23 protein-coding genes and 1 pseudogene are annotated in these 22,582 nt (G+C 59.8%); 9 read left to right on the top strand and 15 right to left on the bottom strand.

Annotation, left to right across the window (positions count from 1 at the left end; genetic code table 11):
• Nucleotides 1-113 precede the first annotated feature (113 nt).
• Both arsC and GGD50_RS33485 read left to right on the top strand, forming a co-directional pair.
• The gene (gene arsC, locus GGD50_RS10800; protein ID WP_181316063.1) at nt 114-542 is read left to right on the top strand and encodes an arsenate reductase (glutaredoxin); all 429 of its coding nucleotides are present in this window, start codon (nt 114-116) and stop codon (nt 540-542) included.
• Between the two features lie 42 nt (nt 543-584).
• Nucleotides 585-769: pseudogene (locus GGD50_RS33485) on the top strand (hypothetical protein); the annotation flags it as partial.
• Nucleotides 770-782: 13 nt separating this feature from the next.
• On the opposite strand, the gene GGD50_RS10795 reads toward GGD50_RS33485, so the two are convergent.
• Entirely contained in the window at nt 783-1,850 is a 1,068-nt protein-coding gene (locus GGD50_RS10795) for a HEPN domain-containing protein (protein ID WP_146143994.1), read from the bottom strand.
• A 251-nt stretch (nt 1,851-2,101) separates the two neighbouring features.
• On the opposite strand from GGD50_RS10795, the gene GGD50_RS10790 reads away from it, so the two are divergent.
• Nucleotides 2,102-3,547 carry an adenylate/guanylate cyclase domain-containing protein gene (locus GGD50_RS10790; protein ID WP_107108313.1) on the top strand — a complete coding sequence of 482 codons (1,446 nt, stop codon included), beginning with the start codon at nt 2,102-2,104 and terminating at the stop codon, nt 3,545-3,547.
• A 40-nt stretch (nt 3,548-3,587) separates the two neighbouring features.
• On the opposite strand, the gene GGD50_RS10785 is transcribed toward GGD50_RS10790, so the two are convergent.
• On the bottom strand, nt 3,588-4,331 hold the full coding sequence (locus GGD50_RS10785; RefSeq protein ID WP_414124031.1) for an ROK family protein: 744 nt from the start codon (nt 4,329-4,331) through the stop codon (nt 3,588-3,590).
• Nucleotides 4,332-4,489: 158 nt separating this feature from the next.
• On the opposite strand from GGD50_RS10785, the gene GGD50_RS10780 reads away from it, so the two are divergent.
• The 3 genes from GGD50_RS10780 to GGD50_RS10770 all read left to right on the top strand — a co-directional run bounded on the left by GGD50_RS10780 (nt 4,490) and on the right by GGD50_RS10770 (nt 8,239).
• Nucleotides 4,490-6,898: a glucan 1,4-alpha-glucosidase gene (locus GGD50_RS10780; protein ID WP_107108314.1), complete on the top strand. Its 2,409-nt coding sequence runs from the start codon at nt 4,490-4,492 to the stop codon at nt 6,896-6,898.
• A gap of 150 nt (nt 6,899-7,048) precedes the next feature.
• Nucleotides 7,049-7,588 (top strand): P-loop NTPase family protein, encoded by a 540-nt coding sequence (locus tag GGD50_RS10775; RefSeq protein ID WP_107108543.1) that lies wholly within the window; start codon nt 7,049-7,051, stop codon nt 7,586-7,588.
• A 438-nt stretch (nt 7,589-8,026) separates the two neighbouring features.
• Nucleotides 8,027-8,239, top strand: coding sequence for a cold-shock protein (locus GGD50_RS10770; RefSeq protein ID WP_028752932.1), 213 nt, complete (start codon nt 8,027-8,029; stop codon nt 8,237-8,239).
• Nucleotides 8,240-8,449: 210 nt separating this feature from the next.
• Here GGD50_RS10770 and dusA read toward each other — a convergent pair whose 3' ends face one another.
• Together dusA and GGD50_RS10760 are read right to left on the bottom strand one after the other, a co-directional pair.
• Complete coding sequence (dusA, locus tag GGD50_RS10765; protein WP_107108544.1) at nt 8,450-9,463, bottom strand: tRNA dihydrouridine(20/20a) synthase DusA; 1,014 nt, start codon at nt 9,461-9,463, stop codon at nt 8,450-8,452.
• Between the two features lie 236 nt (nt 9,464-9,699).
• Entirely contained in the window at nt 9,700-10,674 is a 975-nt protein-coding gene (locus GGD50_RS10760) for a DMT family transporter (RefSeq protein ID WP_107108315.1), read from the bottom strand.
• 228 nt (nt 10,675-10,902) lie between these two features.
• Between GGD50_RS10760 and GGD50_RS10755 the strand changes: the two genes are divergently transcribed.
• Both GGD50_RS10755 and GGD50_RS10750 read left to right on the top strand, forming a co-directional pair.
• On the top strand, nt 10,903-11,598 hold the full coding sequence (locus GGD50_RS10755) for a fumarylacetoacetate hydrolase family protein (protein ID WP_107108545.1): 696 nt from the start codon (nt 10,903-10,905) through the stop codon (nt 11,596-11,598).
• Between the two features lie 15 nt (nt 11,599-11,613).
• On the top strand, nt 11,614-12,144 hold the full coding sequence (locus GGD50_RS10750; protein WP_107108316.1) for a gamma carbonic anhydrase family protein: 531 nt from the start codon (nt 11,614-11,616) through the stop codon (nt 12,142-12,144).
• A 50-nt stretch (nt 12,145-12,194) separates the two neighbouring features.
• Here GGD50_RS10750 and GGD50_RS10745 read toward each other — a convergent pair whose 3' ends face one another.
• Genes GGD50_RS10745 through GGD50_RS10735 form a run of 3 tightly spaced genes read right to left on the bottom strand, consistent with a single transcriptional unit; the run spans nt 12,195 to nt 14,294 of the window.
• On the bottom strand, nt 12,195-12,593 hold the full coding sequence (locus GGD50_RS10745) for a Fur family transcriptional regulator (RefSeq protein ID WP_028752927.1): 399 nt from the start codon (nt 12,591-12,593) through the stop codon (nt 12,195-12,197).
• Entirely contained in the window at nt 12,590-13,417 is an 828-nt protein-coding gene (gene znuB / locus GGD50_RS10740; RefSeq protein ID WP_107108317.1) for a zinc ABC transporter permease subunit ZnuB, read from the bottom strand. Before znuB ends, GGD50_RS10745 begins: the two co-directional genes overlap by 4 nt.
• Nucleotides 13,410-14,294, bottom strand: a complete 885-nt coding sequence (locus GGD50_RS10735) for an ATP-binding cassette domain-containing protein (protein ID WP_107108318.1) — start codon at nt 14,292-14,294, stop codon at nt 13,410-13,412. The genes znuB and GGD50_RS10735 overlap by 8 nt, the downstream gene beginning before the upstream one ends.
• A 100-nt stretch (nt 14,295-14,394) precedes the next feature.
• On the opposite strand from GGD50_RS10735, the gene GGD50_RS10730 reads away from it, so the two are divergent.
• The gene (locus GGD50_RS10730; protein WP_107108319.1) at nt 14,395-15,333 is read left to right on the top strand and encodes a zinc ABC transporter substrate-binding protein; all 939 of its coding nucleotides are present in this window, start codon (nt 14,395-14,397) and stop codon (nt 15,331-15,333) included.
• 132 nt (nt 15,334-15,465) lie between these two features.
• Here the strand turns inward: GGD50_RS10730 and GGD50_RS10725 are convergent, their stop codons facing one another.
• From GGD50_RS10725 to GGD50_RS10690, 8 genes are all read right to left on the bottom strand, one after another.
• On the bottom strand, nt 15,466-16,200 hold the full coding sequence (locus GGD50_RS10725) for a PAS domain-containing protein (protein WP_183937744.1): 735 nt from the start codon (nt 16,198-16,200) through the stop codon (nt 15,466-15,468).
• Between the two features lie 270 nt (nt 16,201-16,470).
• Nucleotides 16,471-17,403: a lipid A biosynthesis lauroyl acyltransferase gene (locus GGD50_RS10720; protein WP_107108546.1), complete on the bottom strand. Its 933-nt coding sequence runs from the start codon at nt 17,401-17,403 to the stop codon at nt 16,471-16,473.
• Nucleotides 17,404-17,408: 5 nt separating this feature from the next.
• The gene (locus tag GGD50_RS10715; protein ID WP_107108320.1) at nt 17,409-18,437 is read right to left on the bottom strand and encodes a zinc-binding dehydrogenase; all 1,029 of its coding nucleotides are present in this window, start codon (nt 18,435-18,437) and stop codon (nt 17,409-17,411) included.
• Between the two features lie 54 nt (nt 18,438-18,491).
• Entirely contained in the window at nt 18,492-19,778 is a 1,287-nt protein-coding gene (locus tag GGD50_RS10710; RefSeq protein WP_107108321.1) for a beta-ketoacyl-ACP synthase, read from the bottom strand.
• Between the two features lie 12 nt (nt 19,779-19,790).
• Nucleotides 19,791-20,996 carry a beta-ketoacyl-ACP synthase gene (locus GGD50_RS10705; protein ID WP_107108322.1) on the bottom strand — a complete coding sequence of 402 codons (1,206 nt, stop codon included), beginning with the start codon at nt 20,994-20,996 and terminating at the stop codon, nt 19,791-19,793.
• Between the two features lie 43 nt (nt 20,997-21,039).
• Nucleotides 21,040-21,513 (bottom strand): 3-hydroxyacyl-ACP dehydratase FabZ family protein, encoded by a 474-nt coding sequence (locus GGD50_RS10700; RefSeq protein WP_107108323.1) that lies wholly within the window; start codon nt 21,511-21,513, stop codon nt 21,040-21,042.
• 121 nt (nt 21,514-21,634) lie between these two features.
• A complete protein-coding gene (locus GGD50_RS10695) occupies nt 21,635-21,919 on the bottom strand; it encodes an acyl carrier protein (RefSeq protein ID WP_003495848.1) in 285 nt (94 codons plus the stop codon).
• Between the two features lie 184 nt (nt 21,920-22,103).
• Nucleotides 22,104-22,532 carry a L,D-transpeptidase gene (locus GGD50_RS10690; RefSeq protein WP_107108547.1) on the bottom strand — a complete coding sequence of 143 codons (429 nt, stop codon included), beginning with the start codon at nt 22,530-22,532 and terminating at the stop codon, nt 22,104-22,106.
• Nucleotides 22,533-22,582: the final 50 nt, after the last annotated feature.

The raw sequence follows: 22,582 nt of genomic DNA, 5'->3' as shown, positions 1-22,582 counted from the left end.
CAACTTGCCCGCAGCACGGAAATCCTGGGCGCATTGCTGGCGTTAATGCTCGTTAGCTGGCTGTTGATGGAAGCCCGCAATCCTCAAACTCTTACAGAAACGGAACTCGCCCCATGACCATGGACGTCACGATCTATCACAACCCGGCGTGCGGCACGTCGCGCAATACGCTGGCGATGATCCGGAATGCGGGCATCGAACCGACTGTCATCGACTATCTGAAAAATCCGCCGACCCGCGAACAGCTCGTCAAGATGATTGCGGATGCGGGTTTGAGTGTCCGCGAGGCAATTCGCGAGAAGGGCACGCCCTACGCCGAACTCGGCCTCGACGATCCGGGCCTGACCGACGATCAGTTGCTCGATGCCATGTTGAAGGACTCGATCCTGATCAACCGCCCATTTGTCATCACGCCGATCGGTACCCGTCTTTCCCGGCCTTCCGAGATCGTTCTGGATATCCTGCCCGACACCCACAAAGGCGCCTTCACCAAGGAGGACGGCGAGCAGGTTCTCGATGCCCAGGGCAAACGCCTTATCTGAACGTGTGCCGCTTCCTGTCGCGCTGCCCGTCGACGCCGATACGCCCTCTTCCGCAAGAACACGCTGGACGAAATGACCGTCGACAGGGCGGAGAAGCCGGTGCTCGGCAAGGTGCCGGACAAGCCGATTATCCCAGCGAAGCCGTGTGTCGGGTCCTATGAGGATGCGGTGGCTGAGAAGTAAAGGACGGGGTGGACGAAGGGGAGACGGGGCGGCCTGGAAGGTGATTATCGTCCGAACTCAACGAGCTATCCCTTCCAGAACCTCTCTAAAATTTGGTTCACGCCAGCCTCGTCTTATGATCTCCTGAACAGACGCTAAAAGGATACGAAAACCAAAATCAGCAGTATCTATGAATCGAGAAGTCATTTCATCAACCGACTTGTCTAGCATTTCATTTTGCAGGGGATGAATTACCTCAAGGCCGCCATGCACAAAAGCACTTCGTATGTCATACAACTCACGCATCTTTTTCTTTAAAATTTTGAACTCCGCCTCACTGAGGTCTAACAAGAGCTGAATTCTCGAAACAAGTGTTCTAAAATTTTCGCCGATCTTGGTATCAAAAAGCGTCTCCAGTCCGTAGAATATCCAAATCACGTTTGTTGGTGAGATGCCTGCTTTACACAAATGAAGCATTGCAAAAACAACTCTTTCCATTCTGTTTTTTGGCAGCAACTTCATTTCCGATCTGATGGAATAAAACCACACGATCACTTCACTTAAATTCAGAAAACCTACCTTTGGCCAGCTATCGCTTCTGGCATCCAATATCGAACTCTCGAAGAGAACATTTGACAAATTTATTTGCTCAGCAAATCGGTCTTCCGGCTGGATAATTTTTGTGCCGTAGAAGTTGCAAGCTCCGGGCGCGGCCAAGTTCACAATAAGAAAGAAATCGTGCAGAAAATACTCGGAAATAGCCACCAACGATGGTGTTTTGGAGAGACGGTCACCATTAAGCTGAAATAAAAATGTGACCTCTACGGAAGCCAATGAAAATTGATGAGCAATCTCAGAAGCTTCTGGCGTACCTTTTACTTTCTCCAATCGTTGCATTACATCAAAATCGTTTTGAAGTCGTGCAATAACTGGACCCCAGTCAACGCTGAGATTGACGGTACAATCACCACAATTGAATTCCCTCTGATCAAGCATTGATCTTGCAGATTGCCAGCAAGCAATGCGGGAGGCGTCTGTTCGCTCCCAATCATCATCAGCAAAGTTCGTAGTCAAATGATGACCAAGATCGATTCTTACTCGGTGGAAAGAAGGCCTAAAGTTAGCTATCTCTGCGGCAGTGGTCATCCGGCATCCTACCAATATTACTCATCGAACGTTTCGCGTGATTATTACGTCCGCGCTTACAAATTCACCATCTCAGCGTCTAAAATTCCTCCCCGTACCCTGGCCGTTCAACGCTCGGCGATTGCTCAGGCCGACTTGTTCTCCTTTTGACCACGCGGACGCACGTTCCATTCTCTGCTATAGTCTCAAACCACCAAAACACCTCCAAAGCCACGGCCAAACCTGATCGGTAGCTGAAGCGCAGGTGCCATATGACTGACGTTCAGGAACGGCTCCTTGAAAGCAAGATCGCTGAGATCGAGCAGGCCCGGCCCTGGAGTCCGCGGGTCATCTCCAAATTCGAAACGCTGATCCGCAGCGGCGACGACTTGTCTCTTTTCCGCGTCAATCCCCTCGCCTTCGCTCGCGACCGCGCCATCGCGGTGGCGGAAAGCATTGATCTGTTTCTCCATGCGACCCGAAGCGGATTGTTCGAAATGAGCTGGGATGTGGTGTGTCCCCAATCCGGCATGGTGCTCGACAGTTTCGGTGCCTTGCGGACGTTGAAGACCCACTATGTCTGCGGCCTCTGCGATGTCAGCGGCGAAACCAACCTCGACGATTTCATCGAGGTTACCTTCACGGTGTCGCCGCACCTCCGCCGGCTGACGTTTCATGATCCCGCCTCGCTGTCGGTCGAGGATTTTCATTGGAAGGCGCGATTCCTGAGCGACGCGCGGATGCCCGGCCAACAGGTCCGCTTTCTCGACGTCCTGCAGGGTCTGGTTCGCGGCCTCTCCTTCCTGCCGCCGGGCTCGATCACAACGTTAAGGGCGGAGCTCGGTCCCGGCGCCCTGGCGGGCATCAATGTCCAGACGCAGGCGAGTTTCGCGCTGCCGGTCGCAGGCGAGCCCGTGACAGTGCCGACGCACCTGCGGATCGGATATGACGGGCAGCGCTTTTCCGCTTCGCTGCCGGCGGTGCCGCCGGGTCCTGTCATCATCGACGTGCAGAATTCCGGCGCCTCACGCGGCTCGCTGCTGCTGATCAATTGGCCACCTGAAATCCTGGCGCAGACGGTCAAGCCGGCTCTCGACTTCGATCCCTACATGTCGGGCGGCATGCTGCTGGCCCGACAGACGTTTCGGCGCCTATTCCGATCGGAAAATGTCGATGAGAAGGAAGGTCTGGGTATCCGTCAGGTGACCCTGCTGTTCACGGATCTCAAGGGATCGACCGCCATGTATGAGCGGCTCGGCGATCTCAATGCCTATGCGCTGGTTCGCGAGCATTTCGCATTGCTCGGCGCGACGGTGCAGGAGCATTCGGGCGCGATCGTCAAGACGATCGGCGACGCCGTGATGGCTGCTTTCTCCCGCCCGGCGGATGCCGTCTCGGCCGCGCTGCACATTCTGGGGGTCATCGAGCGCTACAATGCTCAGCATGGCGACCCTAGCCTCATCCTGAAGATCGGAGCCCATTGCGGCCCCTCGATCGCCGTGAGTTTGAACGAAAACCTCGATTATTTCGGCCAGACGGTCAATGTTGCCGCACGCGTCCAGTCGCTGGCGGGCGCGGGAGAGATTTGCATTTCCGAAGCACTGTTTTCGGCGCCGGGCGTCAGCCAACTTCTCGCCGGCCAAAGATTGGTTGCCTTCGAGGCTCCTCTCCGGGGCGTCGAGGGAACTGCCTGCGTGTATCGGGTGATGCCCAATTAGACATCGCAGAGGCCATCACGTTCGCCTGCCCCACTCCCCCTCAGATGCGCAGACTCTCATCCAACCAGACCCGGAAACCGCCGCGAAAGGCATTGTCGTTGCTGCCGCGTCGGCATTTCGGGGGCAGTTCCTTGAGCTTTTCGACATTGCCGCCGCCGATGACGATGTAGTTTGGCAGCAGGGCCTTGTCCAAGCGCTCGACGACGTCGAAGACTGATTTTCGCCATTTGCCCTTGCCCCGACGCTCTAGGCCGCGTTCGCCGACATAGTCCTCGAAGGTCGCCTTGCGGTAGGGCATATGCGCCAGTTCCAGGGGCATGCAGACGCTCTCGGCAATCATGGCCGAGCCAAGGCCGGTACCAAGGCCGAGGAAGAGCATGCGGCCCGCCTCGTAGCTGCCGATCGCCTGCATCAGCGCGTCGTTGACCATCCGCACGGGCTTGCCGAGGGCTGTTTCGAAATCGAAATCCTTCCATCCCGGCCCGAGGTTGAACGGATCGGCGGCGGCGCGGTGGGCGATCACGGGTCCGGGGTATCCCATGGTGACGAGGTCATAGTGCCAGTCGGCCGTGAGGTCGCGCAGCGCCTCCACCATCTTGGCCGCCGTCAGTTTGGCCCCCGATTCGACCGCGCGTCGCTCGCTGCCGCTGCTGAGTTCCACCTTCACATGCGACCCGCCGATATCGACGGCAAGCACAATGCGGCTCGCCGGCGCGGCATGCGCCTTCGGCTTGCTATGGCTGCGTGTCTGCTCCGCTGCGGGTGCTTCCGTCATGTCATCCATGTCTAGCGCTCCTCTCCGGGCCATGCCCTCGATCGTTCTCCCGCCCCTATCGGGCGCAAGTTCGGCGCCGGCTGTCAAGCCCAGGCGTATTGCGGATCGCTCAATTTCAATCCAGGATGGCCCGCCGAAGAGGAGCGCATACGACGGAGGATCGACACTTGGCCTTTCCGACACTGCCACCCGGTTCCATAGTCCCGCCCGGTGCCCCGGGCATCGAGCCCCGCTGGACCTCGAGCGATAAGAGTGCGGTCGGCACTGCCGTCAGCACGGCGAGCAGCGTCTGGTTCACGGCGAGCCACGGCATCCTCAACGAGATCTACGCGCCGCGGCTCGATATGGCCTGCGTCCGTGATTTCGGTTTCATCGTGACGGCTGACGGCTATTTTTCCGAGGAGAAGCGCGACGCCGATCATCGCGTGCAGGCAATCGAGGACGGCGTCCCGGCGTTTCGCCTCGTCAACACTGCTCGCGACGGTCGTTATCGCATCACCAAGACCATATTTTCGGACCCAGAGCGTGAAGTGGTGCTGCAGAATGTCCACTTTCAGGCGCTCATCGGCCAGCTCTCCGACTATCGGCTGCATGCCCTCGTGGCGCCGCATCTGGTCAATGGCGGCTCGGATAACACCGGCTGGTACGCCGATTTCAAAGGCAGGCCGATGCTCTTTGCCGAGGGTTCCGGCCGGGTGCTCGCGGTCGCCGCCTCGGTGCCCTGGCTGGCGCGTTCGGTCGGCTATGTCGGCTTCTCCGATGGCTGGCAGATGCTGTCGCGCGGCGAGAGCCTGAAGGAGGAGTACCGCTGCGCCACCAGCGGCAACATCGCGCTGTCGGGGACGCTCGATATCCAGGCAAACGAGGGGCGCGCGCTGATCGCCATCGGCTTCGGTACGCAGCCGGAGGAAGCCGCCTTTCGTGCCGTCCTCAGCCTGGACCAGGGCGTCAAGCCGGCGCTGAAGCATTATCGCAGCGGCTGGCGAGAATGGCAGGCAAGCCTGCTTGCCCTCGATGAGCCCCATGATCCCAACCAGCTAAACCGATACCGCGTCAGTACCGGCGTGCTCGCCACCCACCGCGACGATGCCTCCGGTGCCATCATCGCCAGCCTCTCCATCCCGTGGGGGTTCAACAAGAGCGACGATGATCTCGGCGGCTATCACCTGGTCTGGACACGCGATCTCGTGGAAACCGCCGGCGCGCTGCTTGCCGCCGGCGCCAAGGCCGATGCACGCTCCGTGCTCGACTATCTCGCGGCGATTCAGGAGGCGGACGGCCATTGGGTGCAGAACGCCTGGCTCGACGGCCGGCCCTACTGGTACGGCATCCAGATGGACGAGACGGCCTTTCCCATCCTGCTCTACGACATGCTGCTGCGCGCCGGCGCGATCGACGCCTCGGAGAGCGGCCGGTACCTACCGATGATCGAGGCCGCCGCGGCCTATATCGTCAAAAACGGTCCCGCCACCCAGCAAGATCGCTGGGAAGAGGACGCCGGCTACTCGCCCTTCACGCTCGCCGTCGAGATCGCCGGGCTTCTCGCGGCCGCCGATGCGGTGGAAGCGGCCGGCCGGCTGGCGGCAGCGCAATATCTGCGCGAGGTGGCCGACGGCTGGAACGAGCGCATCGAGGAATGGACCTACGCCACCGATACGGACCTGTCGCGCAGCCTCGGCATCGAGGGCTATTATGTGCGCATCGCATCGGCCACGGACGGCAGCTCGTCACTGAGGCGTGACTTCATCCCGATCCGCAATCGCGACGACGGGAATGAAGTCGTGGAGGCGGACTTGCTTCTCAGCCCGGACGCGCTGGCACTGGTGCGCTTCGGCCTCCGGGCCGCCGACGATCCACGCATCGTCGGCACCGTCGCGGCGATCGATTCGGAATTGCGGCGCGAGCTTCCCGCCGGCCCCTACTGGTACCGCTACAATGACGACGGCTATGGCGAGCGCACCGGCGGCGCGCCCTTCGCCGGCAGCGGTATCGGGAGACTCTGGCCGCTGCTGACCGGCGAGCGCGCCCATTATGAACTCTCCGCCGGGCGACCGGATGAGGCGCGACGCCTGCTGGCAGCCCTGGAGGCCTCGGCAAGCGAGGGCGGGCTCCTGCCCGAACAGATCTGGGACAGCGCAGACGTGCCGGAACGTGAACTGTTCCTCGGTCGCCCCTCCGGCAGCGCCATGCCGCTCGTCTGGGCCCATGCGGAACACATCAAGCTGCTGCGCTCGATCCGCGACGGTGTGATCTTCGACATGCCACCGCAAACCTTTGCCCGCTACGTCGCCACAAAGCCGGCCCCCGCGCCCTTCGCCTGGCGCCCGACCAACAAGCGCGCTCAAATGCCGGCAGGCCGCGCCCTGCGCATCGAACTGCCCGGGTCCGCCCTGGTGCACTGGTCCACCGACGGCTGGGCAAACTTCACCGACACCCCGTCTCGCGACGCCGGCTTTGGCACCTACGTCTGTGACCTGCCGACGAAGACGCTCGGCCCCAGCACTGTCGTTTTTACGATCTTCTGGACGGATACGCAGCGGTGGGAAGGCACGGATTTCAAGATCGAAGTAGTTTGAGACCGGCCCCGCGTGCGCAAAGCTGCGGCGCAATTCGCGAACATGCCGCCACAAGGGATTGTCGCCGACAGGCGCGAGCCCGTTGATCGTTTGACAACACCGCTTATTCCGGCCAATGGAAGCCATCCCAATTTCCCGACCGGTGTCCTCATGTTGCCTTTGCACTCCCTTGGCGAGCGCGTTGTCGTTGTCGGCCCTTCTAATGCTGGGAAGTCAACATTGGCCGTCGCCCTCGCTAAAAAGCTTGGTTTTCCGGCCGTGCATCTCGATCAACTTCATCATCTGCCCCATACGGATTGGCAGCCGCGCCCGGAAGCAGAGTTTGCCGCGCTGCACGATGCGGCAATTCTTGGCGAGCAGTGGGTTATGGAAGGCAACTATTCGCGCCTGATGCCGCAGCGTCTGGCCCGCGCTACCGGCGCCATTCTCATAACGTCAAATCACTGGCTACGCTTTTCCCGCTATCTCAAGCGCACGCTGATCAACCGCTCGGACCGTGCGGGACATCTCGAAGGTGCCCAGGACAGCATCAAATGGGAAATGATTCACTGGATCCTTGTGAAAACCCGCAACAGCGGCGTCAAATACGCAAAAATTCTCCAAGAATCCGGCCTGCCGGTTGTCGAATGCCACTCAGCGGAGGCGCTCAACAACCTCTATCGGGTTTGGGATTTGCCAGCGCGGCGATAGCTCTGTCGTTATTTAAGTGACTCGTCGCAAATAAATTGTCCTCGAAGCGACGCCATTAATCGGTATCCGGGTAATTTTCGCCTCATCGTAGTATCAAAGTGAAACAATGACGCCCCTCGCCGGCACATGCATCACCTCTCCAACCCCTTGAAATCTCCCCCCTATCCGGGCTCATTCCCGCTTTGCCCCAATATTGCCCCTTGCCTTTTGTCGTAAATCCTGTCACCCATATGCGCGCTCGGGCATTTGCATGCCGGTGACTGGACTGATTTGGCAATGCCGACTACGCGAGGCAGCCTACAGAGGTTTATCCTCTGCGTAGACGTTCTTTCCCCGTACGTGAACTTCTCGACTGGCTTTCGCATGGCGCGGAGGCAAAGCCGTCCGGGAAGGTTTCCCGGACAGAATATTCAGACTGAAGGGAAAAGGACTATCCCAATGGCCACCAAGGGCATCGTAAAATTCTTCAACCAGGACAAGGGTTTTGGTTTCATCACCCCGGACGGCGGCGCTAAGGACGTATTCGTCCATATTTCCGCTCTCCAGGCTTCCGGCATCCAGTCGCTCCGCGAAGGCCAGCAGGTCACCTTCGACACCGAGCCGGATCGCATGGGCAAGGGCCCGAAGGCTGTCAACATCAAGGCTTCCTAAGTCTTAGTTGATTACCTGGATAAGGTTTCGAACGGCGCGGTGAAAACCGCGCCGTTTTTGCGTTTCCCCCTTCTCCCCGCCGGGGAGAAGGTGCCCGAAGGGCGGATGAGGGGGCCGCAGCGCGCAAGCGAGGCGGGCCTTGAGCTGTAAGCGAGCGCGGCGAATGCGGAGCCCTATCTCGCCCGCCGGGGGCGAGATAGGGCTCCGTGCCTAAGCGCTCACCCGCTCGCCCTCACCGGCGAAATCCACCGCGGCAAATGCGGCAGCGATCACCTCCGGCCCAGCCCCGGGCTTATTGGCGTCCGTGGAGAGGATCTGACGGTAGCGGCGGGAGCCCGGCAGGCCGGTGAAGAGGCCGACCATGTGGCGGGCGACATGCTGCAGGCGTCCGCCTTGCTCGATGTGGCGCTCCGTATAAGCCATCATCCGGTCGCGCAGGTCATTCCAATCCGGCTCGACGGACGGTTCGCCGTAGAAACGATGATCGACATCGGCAAGGATGGCGGCGTTCTGATAGGCGGTGCGGCCGAGCATGACGCCGTCGACATGGGCAAGATGCGCTTCGGCTTGATCCAACGTCTGGATGCCGCCGTTGATGCCGATGAAAACATCGGGCCAACGCTGCTTCATCCGGTAGACGATCTCGTAATCCAGCGGCGGGATCTCGCGGTTTTCCTTCGGCGATAGGCCCTTCAGCCAGGCCTTGCGGGCATGGATCCAGACGGCATCAGCGCCGGCATCGAGCACGCGAGTAATGAGTTCCGGCAGCGCCTGTTCCGGCTCCTGCTCATCGACGCCAATTCGGCATTTTACCGTCACCGGAGCCTTGGAAACCCTTTTCATCGACGCAATGCAATCCGCCACCGTCTCCGGCGTCAGCATCAGGCAGGCGCCGAAGGTGCCCGACTGCACGCGGTCCGAAGGACAGCCGACATTGAGGTTGATCTCGTCATAATCATAAGCCTCGGCAATCCGCACCGCCTCCGCAAGCTTGGCGGGATTGGAGCCGCCGACTTGCAGCGCCACGGGATGCTCGCTGGCGTCACGACCTAGCAACCGGTCGCGCGGCCCATGGATGATCGCATCCGCCACCACCATCTCGGTATAGAGCAGCGCATGCCGGCTGATCTGCCGATGCAGATACCTGCAATGCCTATCCGTCCAGTCGATCATCGGGGCCACGGCAAAAACGGGCTTCCGCCTATAGAGGCTACCTGCCTGCATTCCGGGCTTTTCTGCCGATTCAGTCATGTCTTGCTTACTCGCATAATTTTCTTCGCCCGTTCCAAGCGTCTATTGCTGCGTCGAAGCGATCCTAAAAGGCGCGCGGCAACAAGTTGGGCACGATTTCGAGGGGCGATATACAGCACAGATAGGAATAAAGCGAGACGGCGTCAAAGTTGGCGCTCTGCCGCAAAAAAAGCGTCGCGCTGACATGACCAGCAATGCGACCCTGAGCCTCAGGGCTTTGCCGCCGCCACAGGTTCGGCCTTCGGCTTCAGTAGAGTGACGAGCAACAGACCGACGACGATGATCGCAGCACCCTCAAGGTGATAGGATTGCAACTGCTCGCCGAGAAGCAGATAGGCGAGCACGGTGGTAAAGATTGTCTGGAGGTAGAGCATCAGACCAGCCCGGGCCGCCCCCAACGCCTCGACGCTGCGATTGAAGAGGTAATAGGTCATGGCGCCGCCGGGGATCGCCACATAGGCGAGTGCGATCAGCCCGTTGACATTGAGCGTCGAGCGCTCGTCGGAGCCAAGTTCCCAGAGGTAGAAAGGCAGTGCCGTGAGCACCGCGGCGCCCAAAAGCAGCACGAGCAGCGGAAGGCGCTCTATATCGAATTTCGCACGGCGAAGCAGGACGGTGTAGAGACTGAAGCAGAAGGAGCCGGCGACGATCCAAAGCTCCCCGGGGTTGATATCGAGACGCATCAATGCCGCCGGGCTGCCCTTGATGACGATGACCACGATGCCGAGGAAGGCGAGGATCGATCCCGTCACCTGCCAGGTTCCCATCGGCTCGCCGAGAAGGAGGCGGGCTAGAACCATGGTAAGAATGGGGATCAGAGCCATGATGATGCCGGCCGTCGTGGCATCCGCATGTTCCAGGCCGGTGAAGAGCAGGCCCTGGCAGATCGCGAGCCCGATGCCGCCAATGCACAGCAACTCCAGCGGACGAGCCTTGGCGAGCGCAAACATGGCGCCAAAATGCCGGCGCACGATCGGCAACAGGATGGCGCAGGCAATCAGCACCCGCCAGAAGCAGAGCGCCCAAGGCGGCATTTCGTGAGAGACCCATTTCGCGGCGATATAGACGCCGGACGACAGCAGCCAACAAAGGACCGCTACAGAATAGGCGACCGCAAGCGAATTGCCCACCGCCTGTTCCGTCCTGACGTGATCTGTGTGGACCCCCAAGACATTTATCGCCATCGCTCAGTTATGCCACAGTTCCTTCCGTCTGCACAGATGAGCGGCTTTGCCGGGGGTTACCGCGGATCCGCAGTCGCGTCGGTGAACACGAAGAACCCTTCTACCAACGCTTTACACCGAAACCTTTCCGTTGGTTGGTTTTCCCCTCTACTCCATTAGTGTTAGGTTGCCGTGGAGTCGGAGGGCATGGATCTTCTGGCAGCAGACGAACTATGTGAAGAGATTGTCATGACCGAACAGTTTGCCACCGTCATCCCCCTGCCCGCGCCAGTGCTGTTGCCGATCAATGGCGAAACCGCATCTTTCCCCGTGCGCCGCGTCTATTGCGTCGGCCGCAACTATGCCGACCATGCGATCGAGATGGGCCACGACCCAAGCCGCGAGCCTCCCTTCTTCTTCCAGAAAAACCCGAACAATCTGCTGCCGAATAGCGATTTCCCCTATCCGCCGCTGTCTTCGGATGTGCATCACGAGGTGGAACTGGTGGTTGCGCTGAAAAGTGGCGGCTCCGATATCCCGGCTGAAAGGGCGCTGGACTGCATCTACGGCTATGCCGTCGGCATCGATTTCACCCGCCGCGACCTACAGGGCGAAGCCAAGAAGCTCGGCCGCCCCTGGGAGGTCAGCAAGGCCTTCGAAAGCTCCGCCCCCGTTTCCGCTATCGCCCCGGCAACACAGGTCGGTCATCCCGATAAGGGCGGCATCTGGCTGATGCGCAACGGCGAGTCGGTGCAGAGGGGCGACCTGTCGCAGATGATCTGGAAAGTACCGGAAATCATCACCGAACTCTCGAAGCTGTTCACGCTGGCGCCCGGCGATGTCATCATGACCGGCACGCCGGCCGGCGTCGGACCGGTGGCCCGCGGCGACAGGATAAGCTGCGCCGTCGATGGCGTTGCGACACTGATGCTGAACGTCGTTTGATCGAGGAGAAATAAGATGCCGCTCTATGCCCTTTCCGGCCTGGTGCCGAAGACGCCCGATCCCGGCCGCTATTGGATCGCGCCCGACGCAAACGTGATCGGCAAAGTGGAGATCGGCGAGGATGTCGGCATCTGGTTCGGCGCAGTCCTGCGCGGCGACAACGAGCTCATTGTCATCGGCAAAGGCACCAACATCCAGGAAGGGACGATGGTGCACACCGATCCCAGCTTCCCGGCAACGATCGGCGAAGGCTGCACCATCGGTCATCATGCCATCATCCACGGCTGCACCATCGGCGACAATTCGCTGATCGGCATGGGCGCAACCATATTGAACGGCGCGAAGATCGGCAGGAATTGCCTTGTGGGTGCCAATGCACTGGTAACGGAAGGCAAGGAATTTCCGGATGGCTCCTTGATCGTCGGCGCCCCCGCCAAGGCGATCCGCACGTTGGACGAGGCTGCCATCGAAGGCCTGCGCCGTTCGGCCCGCAATTATGTTGCCAATTGGCAGCGTTTTGCCCGCGACCTCAAGAGGCTGGACTAGGCCGCATCTTCCAAAATGCGCGGAGCTTGGATTAAGAGCCGCGCTGACATTTAAGCAGCGCAACTCGCGCAGTGACCGCGAATCTCGATGGTCGATTTTTCGGCCTTGAACTTCTGCGATTTCAGCCAATCCATCAGCCGGTGATCCACTTCATGATCGTGGAATTCGATCACCTGGCCGCAACTTTCGCAGATGGCGAAGGCGACGAGGCCGTGGCTGTGGCAGTTCTCATCCGGATGGGCGCAAGCGACGAAGGAATTGATGCTCTCTAGGCGATGGACGACGCCATATTCCAGCAGCTTGTCCAGCGCCCGGTAGACCTGCAGCGGCGCACGGAAACCATGGTCGCGCAGCTTGTCGAGGATGGTATAGGCGCTGAGCGGCGCTTCCGCCTTGGTCAGGACATCGAAAACGAGCGACTGGTTCTTGGTGAGTGTCGGAGTGGTCATGATCCCTGTCCTCCCTGTTGCGCCGCCGGCGCGCCAGCCCTGCGGGCAAGGGGCAGCAGACTGATGATAAACAGAACGAGCGCCGCCACGACGATCGACGGGCCTGACGGCGTGTCGTAACGCAGCGAGCCGAACAACCCGCCGACGACAGCGACGGCGCCGATCAGCGAAGCAAAGACAGCCATCATCTCGGGCGTCGCGGCAAAGCGGCGGGCCGTGGCGGCGGGGATGATCAGCAGCGCCGTGATCAGCAGGATACCGACGATCTTCATGGCGATGGCGATAACGACGGCCATCAGCAGCGTGAAAAACAGCTTCGCCCGTTCCGGCTGCAGGCCCTCAGCCTCGGCCAGCTCCGGATTGACGGTGGAGGCGAGCAGCGGCCTCCAAAGCCAGGTGATCGCCGCCAATACCAGAATGCCGCCGCCCCAGATCAAAGCGATATCCGAACGATTGACGGCCAGAATGTCGCCAAACAGGAAAGCGATGAGATCGATCCTTACCCAGCTCATGAAAGCGACGATGACGAGGCCGATCGCCAGCGTCGCATGCGACAGAATGCCGAGCAACGCATCCGCCGACAGCGCCTGCCGGCGCTGAAGGAACAGGAGCAAGATCGACACCGCCGCCGCGACCGCGAAGACGGAAAGCGTTAGATTGAGCTGGAAGAGCAGCGACAGCGCTACGCCGAGCAGCGCCGAATGCGAGATCGTGTCGCCGAAATAGGCCATGCGCCGCCAGATGATGAAGCAGCCGAGCGGCCCGGTGGTCAGCGCCAGCCCGACGCCCGCGACGACGGCGCGCAGGAAGAAATCGTCAAACATGGCGTTCTCCTGCCGCCTGATGATCATGATCGTGGTCGTGGCGCTCGTGCCCGTGATCGTGATGTCCGTGGTCGTGATGACCGTCATCGGCGTGGCAATCATCGGTGATCGAGCCGTCGGCATGCTGCACGCGGCCATCAGGCAGATGCGTATGGTCGTGATGATGGCTGTAGATCGCCAGCGATTGCGCCGCCCGCGTGCCGAACAGTCTCACATATTCCGGGCTCTGTGTGACTGCCTGCGGTGTGCCGCGGCAGCAGACATGACCATTGAGGCAAACGACCGTATCCGTCGCAGCCATGACGACGTGCAGATCATGCGAGATCAGCAGAATGCCACAGCCTTCGGAATTGCGGATCGATTTGATGAGATCGTAAAGTGCTATCTCGCCGCTGAAATCGACGCCTTGTACCGGCTCATCCAGCACCAGCAGGTCCGGCTTGCGGGCAATGGCGCGCGCCAGCAAAGCCCGCTGGAACTCGCCACCGGAAAGATGCTGCACCTCGGCCTTGGCAAGATGGGCGATGCCCACCGCCTCCAAAGCCGCCTTCAACTCCGCTTCAGGCAAAGGCCCGGTCAACGTCATCAAACGGTGCACGCTCAGCGGCAGGGTCCAGTCAATGGCGAGTTTCTGCGGGACATAACCAACCTTGAGCCCGGCGATACGTTCGACGCTGCCTTCATCCGGTTTCAGCACGCCGATCGCGGTCTTGGCACTGGTGGATTTGCCGGAACCATTCGGGCCGATCAGGGTGACGATTTCGCCGCGGCTCACGGAAAAATCGACGCCACGCACCAGCCAGCGACCGTCGCGACGGACGCCGACGTCATGGAGCGACACGAGAGACCGGCTCTTATTGTCCACGGAAGAAAGCATGAAATTTCCACTTGCGCTGTTGCGTCCTGCTATCGCACACGTTATAGCATAACGCAATTGATGTAATAACATAACAGAACCCATTCAAGAGCAGTATCGCATGAGCCTGGCAAAGACCATCCTCCCCCTAGCCGCTTCCTTATTCTTCGCCTCCCCTGCATTCGCCAGCGATCCGCCGGAGGTAGTTGTATCGATCAAGCCGGTTCATTCTCTCGTTGCCGCGATCATGCAAGGCGTCGGCACGCCGGACCTGATCGTCGAAGGCGCGGCCTCGCCGCACACCTATGCGCTGAAGCCTTCGAACGCGCGGGCGCTCGAAGGCGCCAAAGTGGTTTTCTGGGTCGGTCCCGGCATGGAAGCTTTCCTGGAGAAGCCGCTTTCGGCCCTCGGCTCGAACGCCCTGGTGGTCGAACTCGATAAGGCGCCGGGCATCACCAAACTGAAATTCCGCCAGGGCGGCGCTTTCGAAGCGGATGACGACGGCGACGAACCGGCGGCAGACGCCGGAGATTCGCACGATCATGGAGCGTTCGACACCCATCTCTGGCTCGATCCGCACAATGCCAAGGCAATGACGGCTGAGATCACCACGACATTGGTCGCAGCCGATCCCGCCAATGCCCTGACCTATGAAGCGAACCAGAAGGCGCTGGACGACAAGTTGGATGCGCTCGACACGGAAATCGCTTCGACCATCGCACCGGTCAAGAACAAGCCCTTCATCGTCTTCCACGATGCCTATCAATATTTCGAGCGCCGTTATGGCGTGCATGTCGCGGGTTCGATCACGGTAAGCCCGGAAAGCATCCCCGGCGCGCAGCGGGTGGCGGAAATCCATAGCAAGGTCGCCGATCTCGGCGCAACTTGCGTCTTCGCCGAACCGCAATTCGAGCCGAAGCTGGTCAATGTCGTCATCGAGGGCACATCCGCCAAATCAGGCGTGCTCGATCCGGAAGCGGCAACGCTGCCGCAAGGACCGGATCTCTATTTCGACCTGATGCGCGGCATCGCCAAGTCCCTGAAGACCTGCCTCTCCTGAAGTGGGCCACGCGTCGACGAAGCCATGTCTCGCCCTCAAGGCTTTCGACGATAAAGGGGAAAAGACAACAGTATGATGCCCGCACATTGCGGGCGTGATCATACGGTTGTTGTTGGAACCAGAAACGACCGATCAGGCCACCAGCATGTTCGCTGAGACAGCACCGACCTCATGCACGACAACCAGCGCCCCGATCACTTCGCCCCTCGGCTTGGTGGCGCGCAGCGGCGTCATTCGGCAATGCAAGGTCTTGTTGACATCCGTCGGACGATAGGCCGGATAGTGGCAATTGACCGTCTCGCCGGCAAAACAGGCATCCAGCTTGCTCTTGAAGCAGCCTTCGAACAATTCAGAACCGATGAATTCGGAAAGATGCCGGCCGACCAGTTCGATCGGCTTCGACTTCAGGTATTCGGAATTGGCCGCATTGCTGTAGAGATAGCGATAGTCGCGCGTGATGACGGCGACACGATCCGGCAGGCTGTCGAGAATGACGTCGTTCAGAACATTGTCCTCGTCGAACCCGGCGCCCTCGCCTTCCTGCTCGTTCTTTCCCGTGGAAAATGCCATCAGCACTTCGGCCGCAGCCTCGCTGGCACCGCCGAAATAGCGATCGATCAGCGACGATAGCGACGCTGAGTTGCGCATCACCCGTGAGCGGTCATCCGATTCCTCGCGGATCAGATTGCTCATAAATTGCAATTGCATATACATTTCGAGAAGGCTGGTGGCTTTATAAGCCAGGATCGCTGTAACGAGCGGCTCCAACTCGCGATCGAGCGAACCGACAAGTTCATCATCACCCAGCTTGATTGCCCTTTGAATCTGGGTGCATTTCATGGAGAAGGCATGAAAGAGTGCCAGCAAAATTGCCCTCCTGCCCTTGCCCACAGTTCAGCCTCGGGCCTCATCCCGACACTACTATGAACGAGGATATGCAGCCTGGCGCCCGCTATCTCACCAAGCTTTCTTGCAAATGCAATAACATGACTTACCCTCACATTCAATCCTGGCGAACTGAAGTTCTCGGAAAAGGCGAATTTTTCGAAAGGCAGGGCTTACCGAAGGTCAAATTTTGAGCCTTTTCGGACTTTAGATGGCTCATTCTGCTACGAATTGTTTTATTTAAGTGATTTCTTAGAAAAGGGTCTTCTTGATATTCCAGCGGTCATGATACCAGAGCCATTGCTCGGGATATTCCCTCACCCAGCTCTCTACCTTGTCGTTCAGAAGCTGTGCCGTAGCCGGCAGATCGAGATTGCCGCGCTCATCGCGGGGCATCTCCAGCCTCGGTTCTATTTCCAGCCGATAGCGATTATCGGGCAACCGAATGCAACGAGCCGGATAGACCTCGCAATTGAACTGACGAACCAGTTTCGGCAGCAAGGGATTGGTCTTGACGTCGCGACCGAAGAACTTCGTCCTCAGTCCCTTGCGAAACTTCTGATCGACCAGCACGCCAACCCCGCCGCCGGCTTCCAATTGCCTAGCTAGGGTGAAAGACGATCCTGCATGCGAGGGTACGAGATTGCCCATGCGCTTGGCGCGAAAGTCGAAAACCTTATCTGCCACATAGGGATTGTTCGGCGGTCGAAAGAGCACAGTGACCTTCAGCCCGAAGGCTGCACCGGCGACCGGCAGCAATTCGAAATTCCCCGTATGTCCGGTAAAGACGATGAATGGCCGCGGATTTTCCCTGAGGTCGAGAAAGATCGGAATGCCGGATACCTCGATGCGGCCCGGCTCCTCGCTGAACGGATCAAAATCGAACAGCCGATCGAGAAAGACATACTCCGCCGCCAGCCGCCCCATATTGCCCCAGCTTGCCAGGGCGATCTCGGCGATCTCCGCCTCGCTCTTTTCAGGAAAAGCGTTGCGTAGATTGGTCAGCATCAGCTTGTGCCGGCGCATGCGCGGCCCGATTTTCCGGGTCAGCCAGTCGGCGAATCTGATGCCGCCATCGGCGGGAAATAGCTTCAGGAAATTCAGGAAACCGAAGATGATCTGCGCGATCAACCATTGGCGGAAATGCCGGACGGCAAGCACGATCCGGGTGATGACGAGCTTCACGCCGGTCAATCCATCTTGAGGATGATCTTGCCGAAGATCTGGCGCGATTCCATCCGCTCCAGCGCCCGGTCTATATCGCTGAAGCTTACTTCGGTGTCGATGACCGGATGCACCAGCCCGCGCGCCATCTTCTGCATGGCATTCGCCATATTCTCCATGCGGCAGCCGAAGGAGCCGAGCAGCTTTAGCTGCTGCTGGAACAGCATCATCAGGTTCATGTCGGTGGAAACACCCGAGGTCGAGCCGCAGGTGACCAGACGCCCACCACGCTTCATGCACAGCATCGAGCCGGCCCAGGTGTCCTTGCCGACATGTTCGAAGACGACGTCGACGCCCTTCTTCTTGGTCAGCTTGCGCACCACGCCTTCGAAGCGATCCGTGCGGTAATTGATGACATGGTCTGCACCAAGCGCCTTGGCCTTCTCGATCTTGTCGTCGGAACCGACGGTAGTGATGACCGTGCAGCCGATCTTTTTGGCAAGCTGGATTGCCGCCGTGCCGATACCGGAGCCGCCGGCATGGACGAGGATCGTTTCGCCCGGCTCCAGCTTAGCGTTGTCGAACAGCATATGCTCGACCGTGCCGAAGGTGACGGGTGCCAGTGCCGCGCCGATTGCGTCAACCCCGGGAGGCGCCGGAACCAGCAGGCGTGCCGGCAGATTGACCTTCTCCTGCGCGAAACCGTCGAGATGGAAACCATGCACGCCGCCGACATGTTCGCAGAGATTGTCACGGCCTTCGCTGCAGTGACGGCAGAGACCGCAGGTGCGCGCACCGTAGATCGAGACGAGCTGGCCTGGCAGCACGTTGGCGACACCCGGTCCGATCGCTTCGACGACACCGGCTGCTTCCGCGCCGATCACGAGCGGCATCTTGCGCTTGGCGAACGCCATACCGCGCCAACCCCAGACATCGATGTGATTGAGGGCGACCGCCTTGACGCGCAGGGTCACCTCACCCGCGCCCGGAGCGTCTGGCTCCGGCAGATCGGTGATCTCAAGTTTGCGGTCGTCGATCAATTGCAAAGCGCGCATGGCAAAATCCCCCGCCCCTCGGGCGCAGTAATGTCTTTTTGTTCGAAGGTCCGATTAAGCCGGTTCAAGCGCCATGACAAGGCTGGCGTTCTGTCCGCCGAACCCGAAGGAGTTCGAAAGAATGGCGCCTACCTGCTTTTCGCGCTTCTTGTTCGGCACGACGTCGAGAATGATCGACGGATCGGGATTGTTATAGTTGATGGTCGGCGGCAGCGTGCCGGTCAGCATGGTCTGCAGCGAGAACACTGCTTCGACCGCGCCGGCGGCGGTCAGCGTATGGCCGATCATCGACTTGTTCGACGATACCGGGATCATCGGCAGTCGATCGCCGAAAACGGCGGACATCGCCCCGTATTCCATCTTGTCGTTTTCCGGCGTCGACGTGCCGTGCGCGTTGATATAGCCGATATCGGTCTCGGCCATACCCGCATCGGCAAGAGCCGCGCGGATCGTCGCGATCGCCGGGCCGCCGTCCGGCGACGAGCGGGTGCGATGGAAGGAATCCGCCTTGTCGCCGGCGCCCTTCATGATGCCGAGGATCTTAGCGCCACGGGCAACTGCGGATTCTAGTGATTCTAACACCAGCGTTGCGGCACCTTCCGCGATCACGAAGCCGTCGCGGTCCTTGCTGAAGGGTTTGGATGCCTTGGTCGGCGGGTCGTTCTGTGTCGACAGCGCCGACAGCAGCGAAAAGCGGATCAACGCCTCGGCACTGAGCGATCCATCGGTCGCAACCGTCAGCGCCCGCGTGGTGCGGCCCTGGCGGATTGCCTCGATGCCGAGCTGGATCGCGGTGACACCAGATGCGCAGGCGGTCGACAGGGTTACCGGCAGGCCGCGCGTGCCGAAGCGGTCGGCAAGACGCTCTGAAATGGCGCCGAACAGGGCCGCCTCGTGGAAAACCGGATCGGGACGCTCATGCATCGCCGCGAGAAAACGCTCATAGGCATCGCCCGGATGATCTGCCGGCGGCGAACGGTCGGCCAACTCGAAGCGCGCGCTCCATTCCGGCTCGATCGGCGGTGCGGCGAGGAACAGCGGCCCGTTGAAATCACCGGAAATGCCGGCCTGCGCGAGCGCCTCGATCGTGGTCTCGCGAGCAAAGGCATAGGAGCGCTCGACGGCGTTCGGTGCAGGGATCTCGATGAAATCCACCGTACCGGCAATGCGTGTCGAAAGGCCGTCGGTCGGGAAGCGCGTGATGCCGTGGATACCGGACGTGCCCGAAGAAAGCGCGTTCCAATTATCCTGCAGCCCTTGGCCGAGCGACGTGATGATGCCCATGCCGGTGACGGCGACGATCGGGCGGCCGAGATGATCCTTATAGGCGGATGCGGTCATGATCCTAACTCCTCACGCTTCGGCGGAAATTACGGCGACGCCTTCGCCGCGCGCATGCCCGACGGTCGTCACGACTGCTTTGCGCGCGCCGGCATTCATCGGCTTTTCATGCGTTGCGTCGAACGGCGGCACCTTGGCCTTGTTGGCGACCGCTAGAGCGGCAAAAGCAAGCCCGAGCGGAAACTGGCTTTCAAGCCCGTGGCCGGAAACCCCGGCATAACCGCGAATGGCCGATGCCGGCAACTGCGTTTCCAGTACGGCCTTCTCGCGCGTCGCGAGATCCGGGATTGCCGTCGTTCCGCTGAAGATGACAGTGCTTTCGGCCTCAGCATCCTTGGCAGGCGCCAGCAGGCGCTCCAGCCGCGCCTCGAACTTGCCGCCATCGCGATTGCCGCGATCGCCTTCGATGGCGTCGATGGTTGCATAGATGCGCGCGCCGCGGCCTTCGGCATGGGCGCGCGATTCAAGCACGAGGAAAGCGCTGAGCGAACCCATGATCATGCCGCCGCCGTCTTCCGGCTTGCGGGACCAAAGCGGATGCCAGTCGCCGATCGCATGCGCATTCACGGCTTCGATGAGCAACATCATGTCCTGGCGTTCGGCCGAAAACGCGCCGCCGACCAATGCATGGCTCGATTCGCCCGACTTGATACGATGGAATGCAGTTTCGACGGCCGAGATACCGGAAGCTTCCTCGCCCATGAAGGTGCGCGACGAACCCGTGACCTTGTGGACGATGGAGATATTGCCGGCGAGCAGATTTGAAAGCTGAGCCAGGAACAGCGTCGGACGGAGCTCGGTCGTCAGCTTCTCGTTCAGAAGTAATTCGCGATCGTTGCGCTTCAGGCCTTCGTCAACGATCAAGGTATCGACATTGATATCGCGCTCGCCGCCGCCCGCCGCAACGATCATGTCCATGCTGCCGCAAGCATCGAGATCGTCCTTGAAGCCTGCATCATCCAGTGCCAGACCGGCTGTGAAGACGCCGATGCGCTGCCAGTTTTCCATCTGGCGCTGATCGCCACGCTTCGGGATCTGCTGCGACCAGTCGATCTCCGGCAGCGGATGCACGGGATAGGGCTTGAATTTCTCGGTTTCGACGATGGTCGGCGGCGCCTTGTCCGATGTCAGCAGGGCGACATGCGCTTCCTTGCCGACACCCTGACAGGTAACGATGCCGATACCCGTGATCACCACATCATTCTGAGCCTTGCTCATTCATCAATCCTCTTAGAATGCGGCGCCATGCAAGCCGGAAACGTCAGCCATTGGCGGCGATGGCGTCGAGAAGCCCGACCTCACCTGCCCGCTTGCGCACGATATCGGCGAGCGGCACCTCATTAAACGGCATGGTGCGCAGCTTCAACTGCGCATCGCAGATCTTCTTGCCGGCGATCGTGATCCGCGCTTTTGTCACTGCAAAGCCCGAGCCGTCATGCTCCAATTCCGCCTCAATGTCGAGTTCGGCTTCCGGTTCGACGAAGGTGCGCATCTTGGCGCCGTCGACCGACATCAGGAATGGCATATAGGCGAATTTCGTTGCCGCAAGCACCAGCATGCCCGACGCCTGCGCCATGGTCTCGATCAGAAGGACACCGGGAACGAGCGGCATGCCCGGAAAGTGACCTTCGAAAACGGGGCTCTTCGCCGGGACGACCGAATGCGCCTTCAAAAGGCCCTTGGACAGATCGACCGAATCGACCCGGTCAATCATCTGGAAATATTCCAGCAGCATCAATGCCTCCGATCCGACCCGGTGAGCAATATGGCGCGGGCAGGATACGATAGTTAAGAATGAAACCGCCCGGCCGCCATATTCAGGGGCGGCTGGGCGTCAAAAAAAGCAAGAACGTTGCTCAGCCCTTGGCGGCGCGCAATTCGTCGATCTTGGCACAGAGATTCTTGAGGACAAAATATTCCTCGGTCGAAACCTTGCCTTCGTTGACTTCCTGCGTCCACTGTTCCAGCGGAATCTTGATGCCGAATTCCTTGTCGATGGCAAAAACGATGTCCAGGAAGTCGAGGCTGTCGATGCCGAGGTCGTCGATCGTGTGGCTCTCTGGGGTGATCGTTTCACGGTCGATTTCGCTTGTTTCAGCGATGATGTCGGCAACTTTGTCGAATGTAGCAGTCACGCCCATACCTCTTGAAATGATAATTCAACCCTCCTCATAGGGAAATCCATTCCAAAAGCCAATGGTTTCCACCTGAGACTCCAGTAATTTGACGGAGCACTGTTGCCTAAACAGCAAAAATACTTCCATTGCGCAATTGCAGGAATAGAGCGCGACATGCGAGCAAGATACGGCGGTATTGCGGCGGCGATCACTCGCTGATGATGATCCGGGTGTTTCTCAACCCTACCTGCGACGCCATCGAGAAGAAGGTGGCAGCATTTCGCGGTTCCAGACGTACGCAGCCGTGCGAAGCGGGCTGGCCAAGATGCCTCAGCTCATAGGTGCCATGCACCGCGTAGCCGCCATTGAAGAAGACCGCATAGGGCATCGGCGCATTGTCGTATTTCTTCGAGCGATGATCGCGCGACAGCCACTTCGCCGTATAGGAGCCGGTCGGAGTGACATAACCTCTGCGCGCCGTCGATACTCTCCAGCGATACTTGAAAACACCATCTTCGGAAACGGTCATGGTCTGCGACCGAAGATCAACATTGGCGAGAAGAGTTCCAGCCTGCGCTGTTGCGACATGAAACTGCAGGCATAAACATGCGGCAACGGCTGCCACTATCCGTTTCATCTTGCGCCCCTCCATCGTTTGCTTCTTTTTGAAACAATTCCGATGAAAGG

Origin of the sequence: Martinezella paranaensis (genome assembly GCF_014200235.1) — a bacterium.
In the GTDB taxonomy this organism is placed as follows: Bacteria; Pseudomonadota; Alphaproteobacteria; order Rhizobiales; family Rhizobiaceae; genus Rhizobium; species Rhizobium paranaense.
The sequence above is the reverse complement of the archived record's forward strand: the minus strand, read 5'-3'. Positions and strand labels throughout refer to the sequence as shown.

What these genes read in the sequence shown, in the direction of transcription:
- GGD50_RS10760 (WP_107108315.1), bottom strand. Translation starts at nt 10,674, where the DNA reads ATGGCGATAAATGTCTTGGGGGTCCACACAGATCACGTCAGGACGGAA.
- GGD50_RS10710 (WP_107108321.1), bottom strand. Translation starts at nt 19,778, where the DNA reads ATGACCGCATCCGCCTATAAGGATCATCTCGGCCGCCCGATCGTCGCC.
- GGD50_RS10755 (WP_107108545.1), top strand. Translation starts at nt 10,903, where the DNA reads ATGACCGAACAGTTTGCCACCGTCATCCCCCTGCCCGCGCCAGTGCTG.
- GGD50_RS10750 (WP_107108316.1), top strand. Translation starts at nt 11,614, where the DNA reads ATGCCGCTCTATGCCCTTTCCGGCCTGGTGCCGAAGACGCCCGATCCC.
- GGD50_RS10785 (WP_414124031.1), bottom strand. Translation starts at nt 4,331, where the DNA reads ATGGATGACATGACGGAAGCACCCGCAGCGGAGCAGACACGCAGCCAT.
- GGD50_RS10730 (WP_107108319.1), top strand. Translation starts at nt 14,395, where the DNA reads ATGAGCCTGGCAAAGACCATCCTCCCCCTAGCCGCTTCCTTATTCTTC.
- GGD50_RS10690 (WP_107108547.1), bottom strand. Translation starts at nt 22,532, where the DNA reads ATGAAACGGATAGTGGCAGCCGTTGCCGCATGTTTATGCCTGCAGTTT.
- dusA (WP_107108544.1), bottom strand. Translation starts at nt 9,463, where the DNA reads ATGCAGGCAGGTAGCCTCTATAGGCGGAAGCCCGTTTTTGCCGTGGCC.
- GGD50_RS10705 (WP_107108322.1), bottom strand. Translation starts at nt 20,996, where the DNA reads ATGAGCAAGGCTCAGAATGATGTGGTGATCACGGGTATCGGCATCGTT.
- GGD50_RS10790 (WP_107108313.1), top strand. Translation starts at nt 2,102, where the DNA reads ATGACTGACGTTCAGGAACGGCTCCTTGAAAGCAAGATCGCTGAGATC.
- GGD50_RS10735 (WP_107108318.1), bottom strand. Translation starts at nt 14,294, where the DNA reads ATGCTTTCTTCCGTGGACAATAAGAGCCGGTCTCTCGTGTCGCTCCAT.
- GGD50_RS10695 (WP_003495848.1), bottom strand. Translation starts at nt 21,919, where the DNA reads ATGGGCGTGACTGCTACATTCGACAAAGTTGCCGACATCATCGCTGAA.
- GGD50_RS10745 (WP_028752927.1), bottom strand. Translation starts at nt 12,593, where the DNA reads ATGACCACTCCGACACTCACCAAGAACCAGTCGCTCGTTTTCGATGTC.
- GGD50_RS10770 (WP_028752932.1), top strand. Translation starts at nt 8,027, where the DNA reads ATGGCCACCAAGGGCATCGTAAAATTCTTCAACCAGGACAAGGGTTTT.
- GGD50_RS10795 (WP_146143994.1), bottom strand. Translation starts at nt 1,850, where the DNA reads ATGACCACTGCCGCAGAGATAGCTAACTTTAGGCCTTCTTTCCACCGA.
- GGD50_RS10775 (WP_107108543.1), top strand. Translation starts at nt 7,049, where the DNA reads ATGTTGCCTTTGCACTCCCTTGGCGAGCGCGTTGTCGTTGTCGGCCCT.
- arsC (WP_181316063.1), top strand. Translation starts at nt 114, where the DNA reads ATGACCATGGACGTCACGATCTATCACAACCCGGCGTGCGGCACGTCG.
- GGD50_RS10700 (WP_107108323.1), bottom strand. Translation starts at nt 21,513, where the DNA reads ATGCTGCTGGAATATTTCCAGATGATTGACCGGGTCGATTCGGTCGAT.
- znuB (WP_107108317.1), bottom strand. Translation starts at nt 13,417, where the DNA reads ATGTTTGACGATTTCTTCCTGCGCGCCGTCGTCGCGGGCGTCGGGCTG.
- GGD50_RS10715 (WP_107108320.1), bottom strand. Translation starts at nt 18,437, where the DNA reads ATGCGCGCTTTGCAATTGATCGACGACCGCAAACTTGAGATCACCGAT.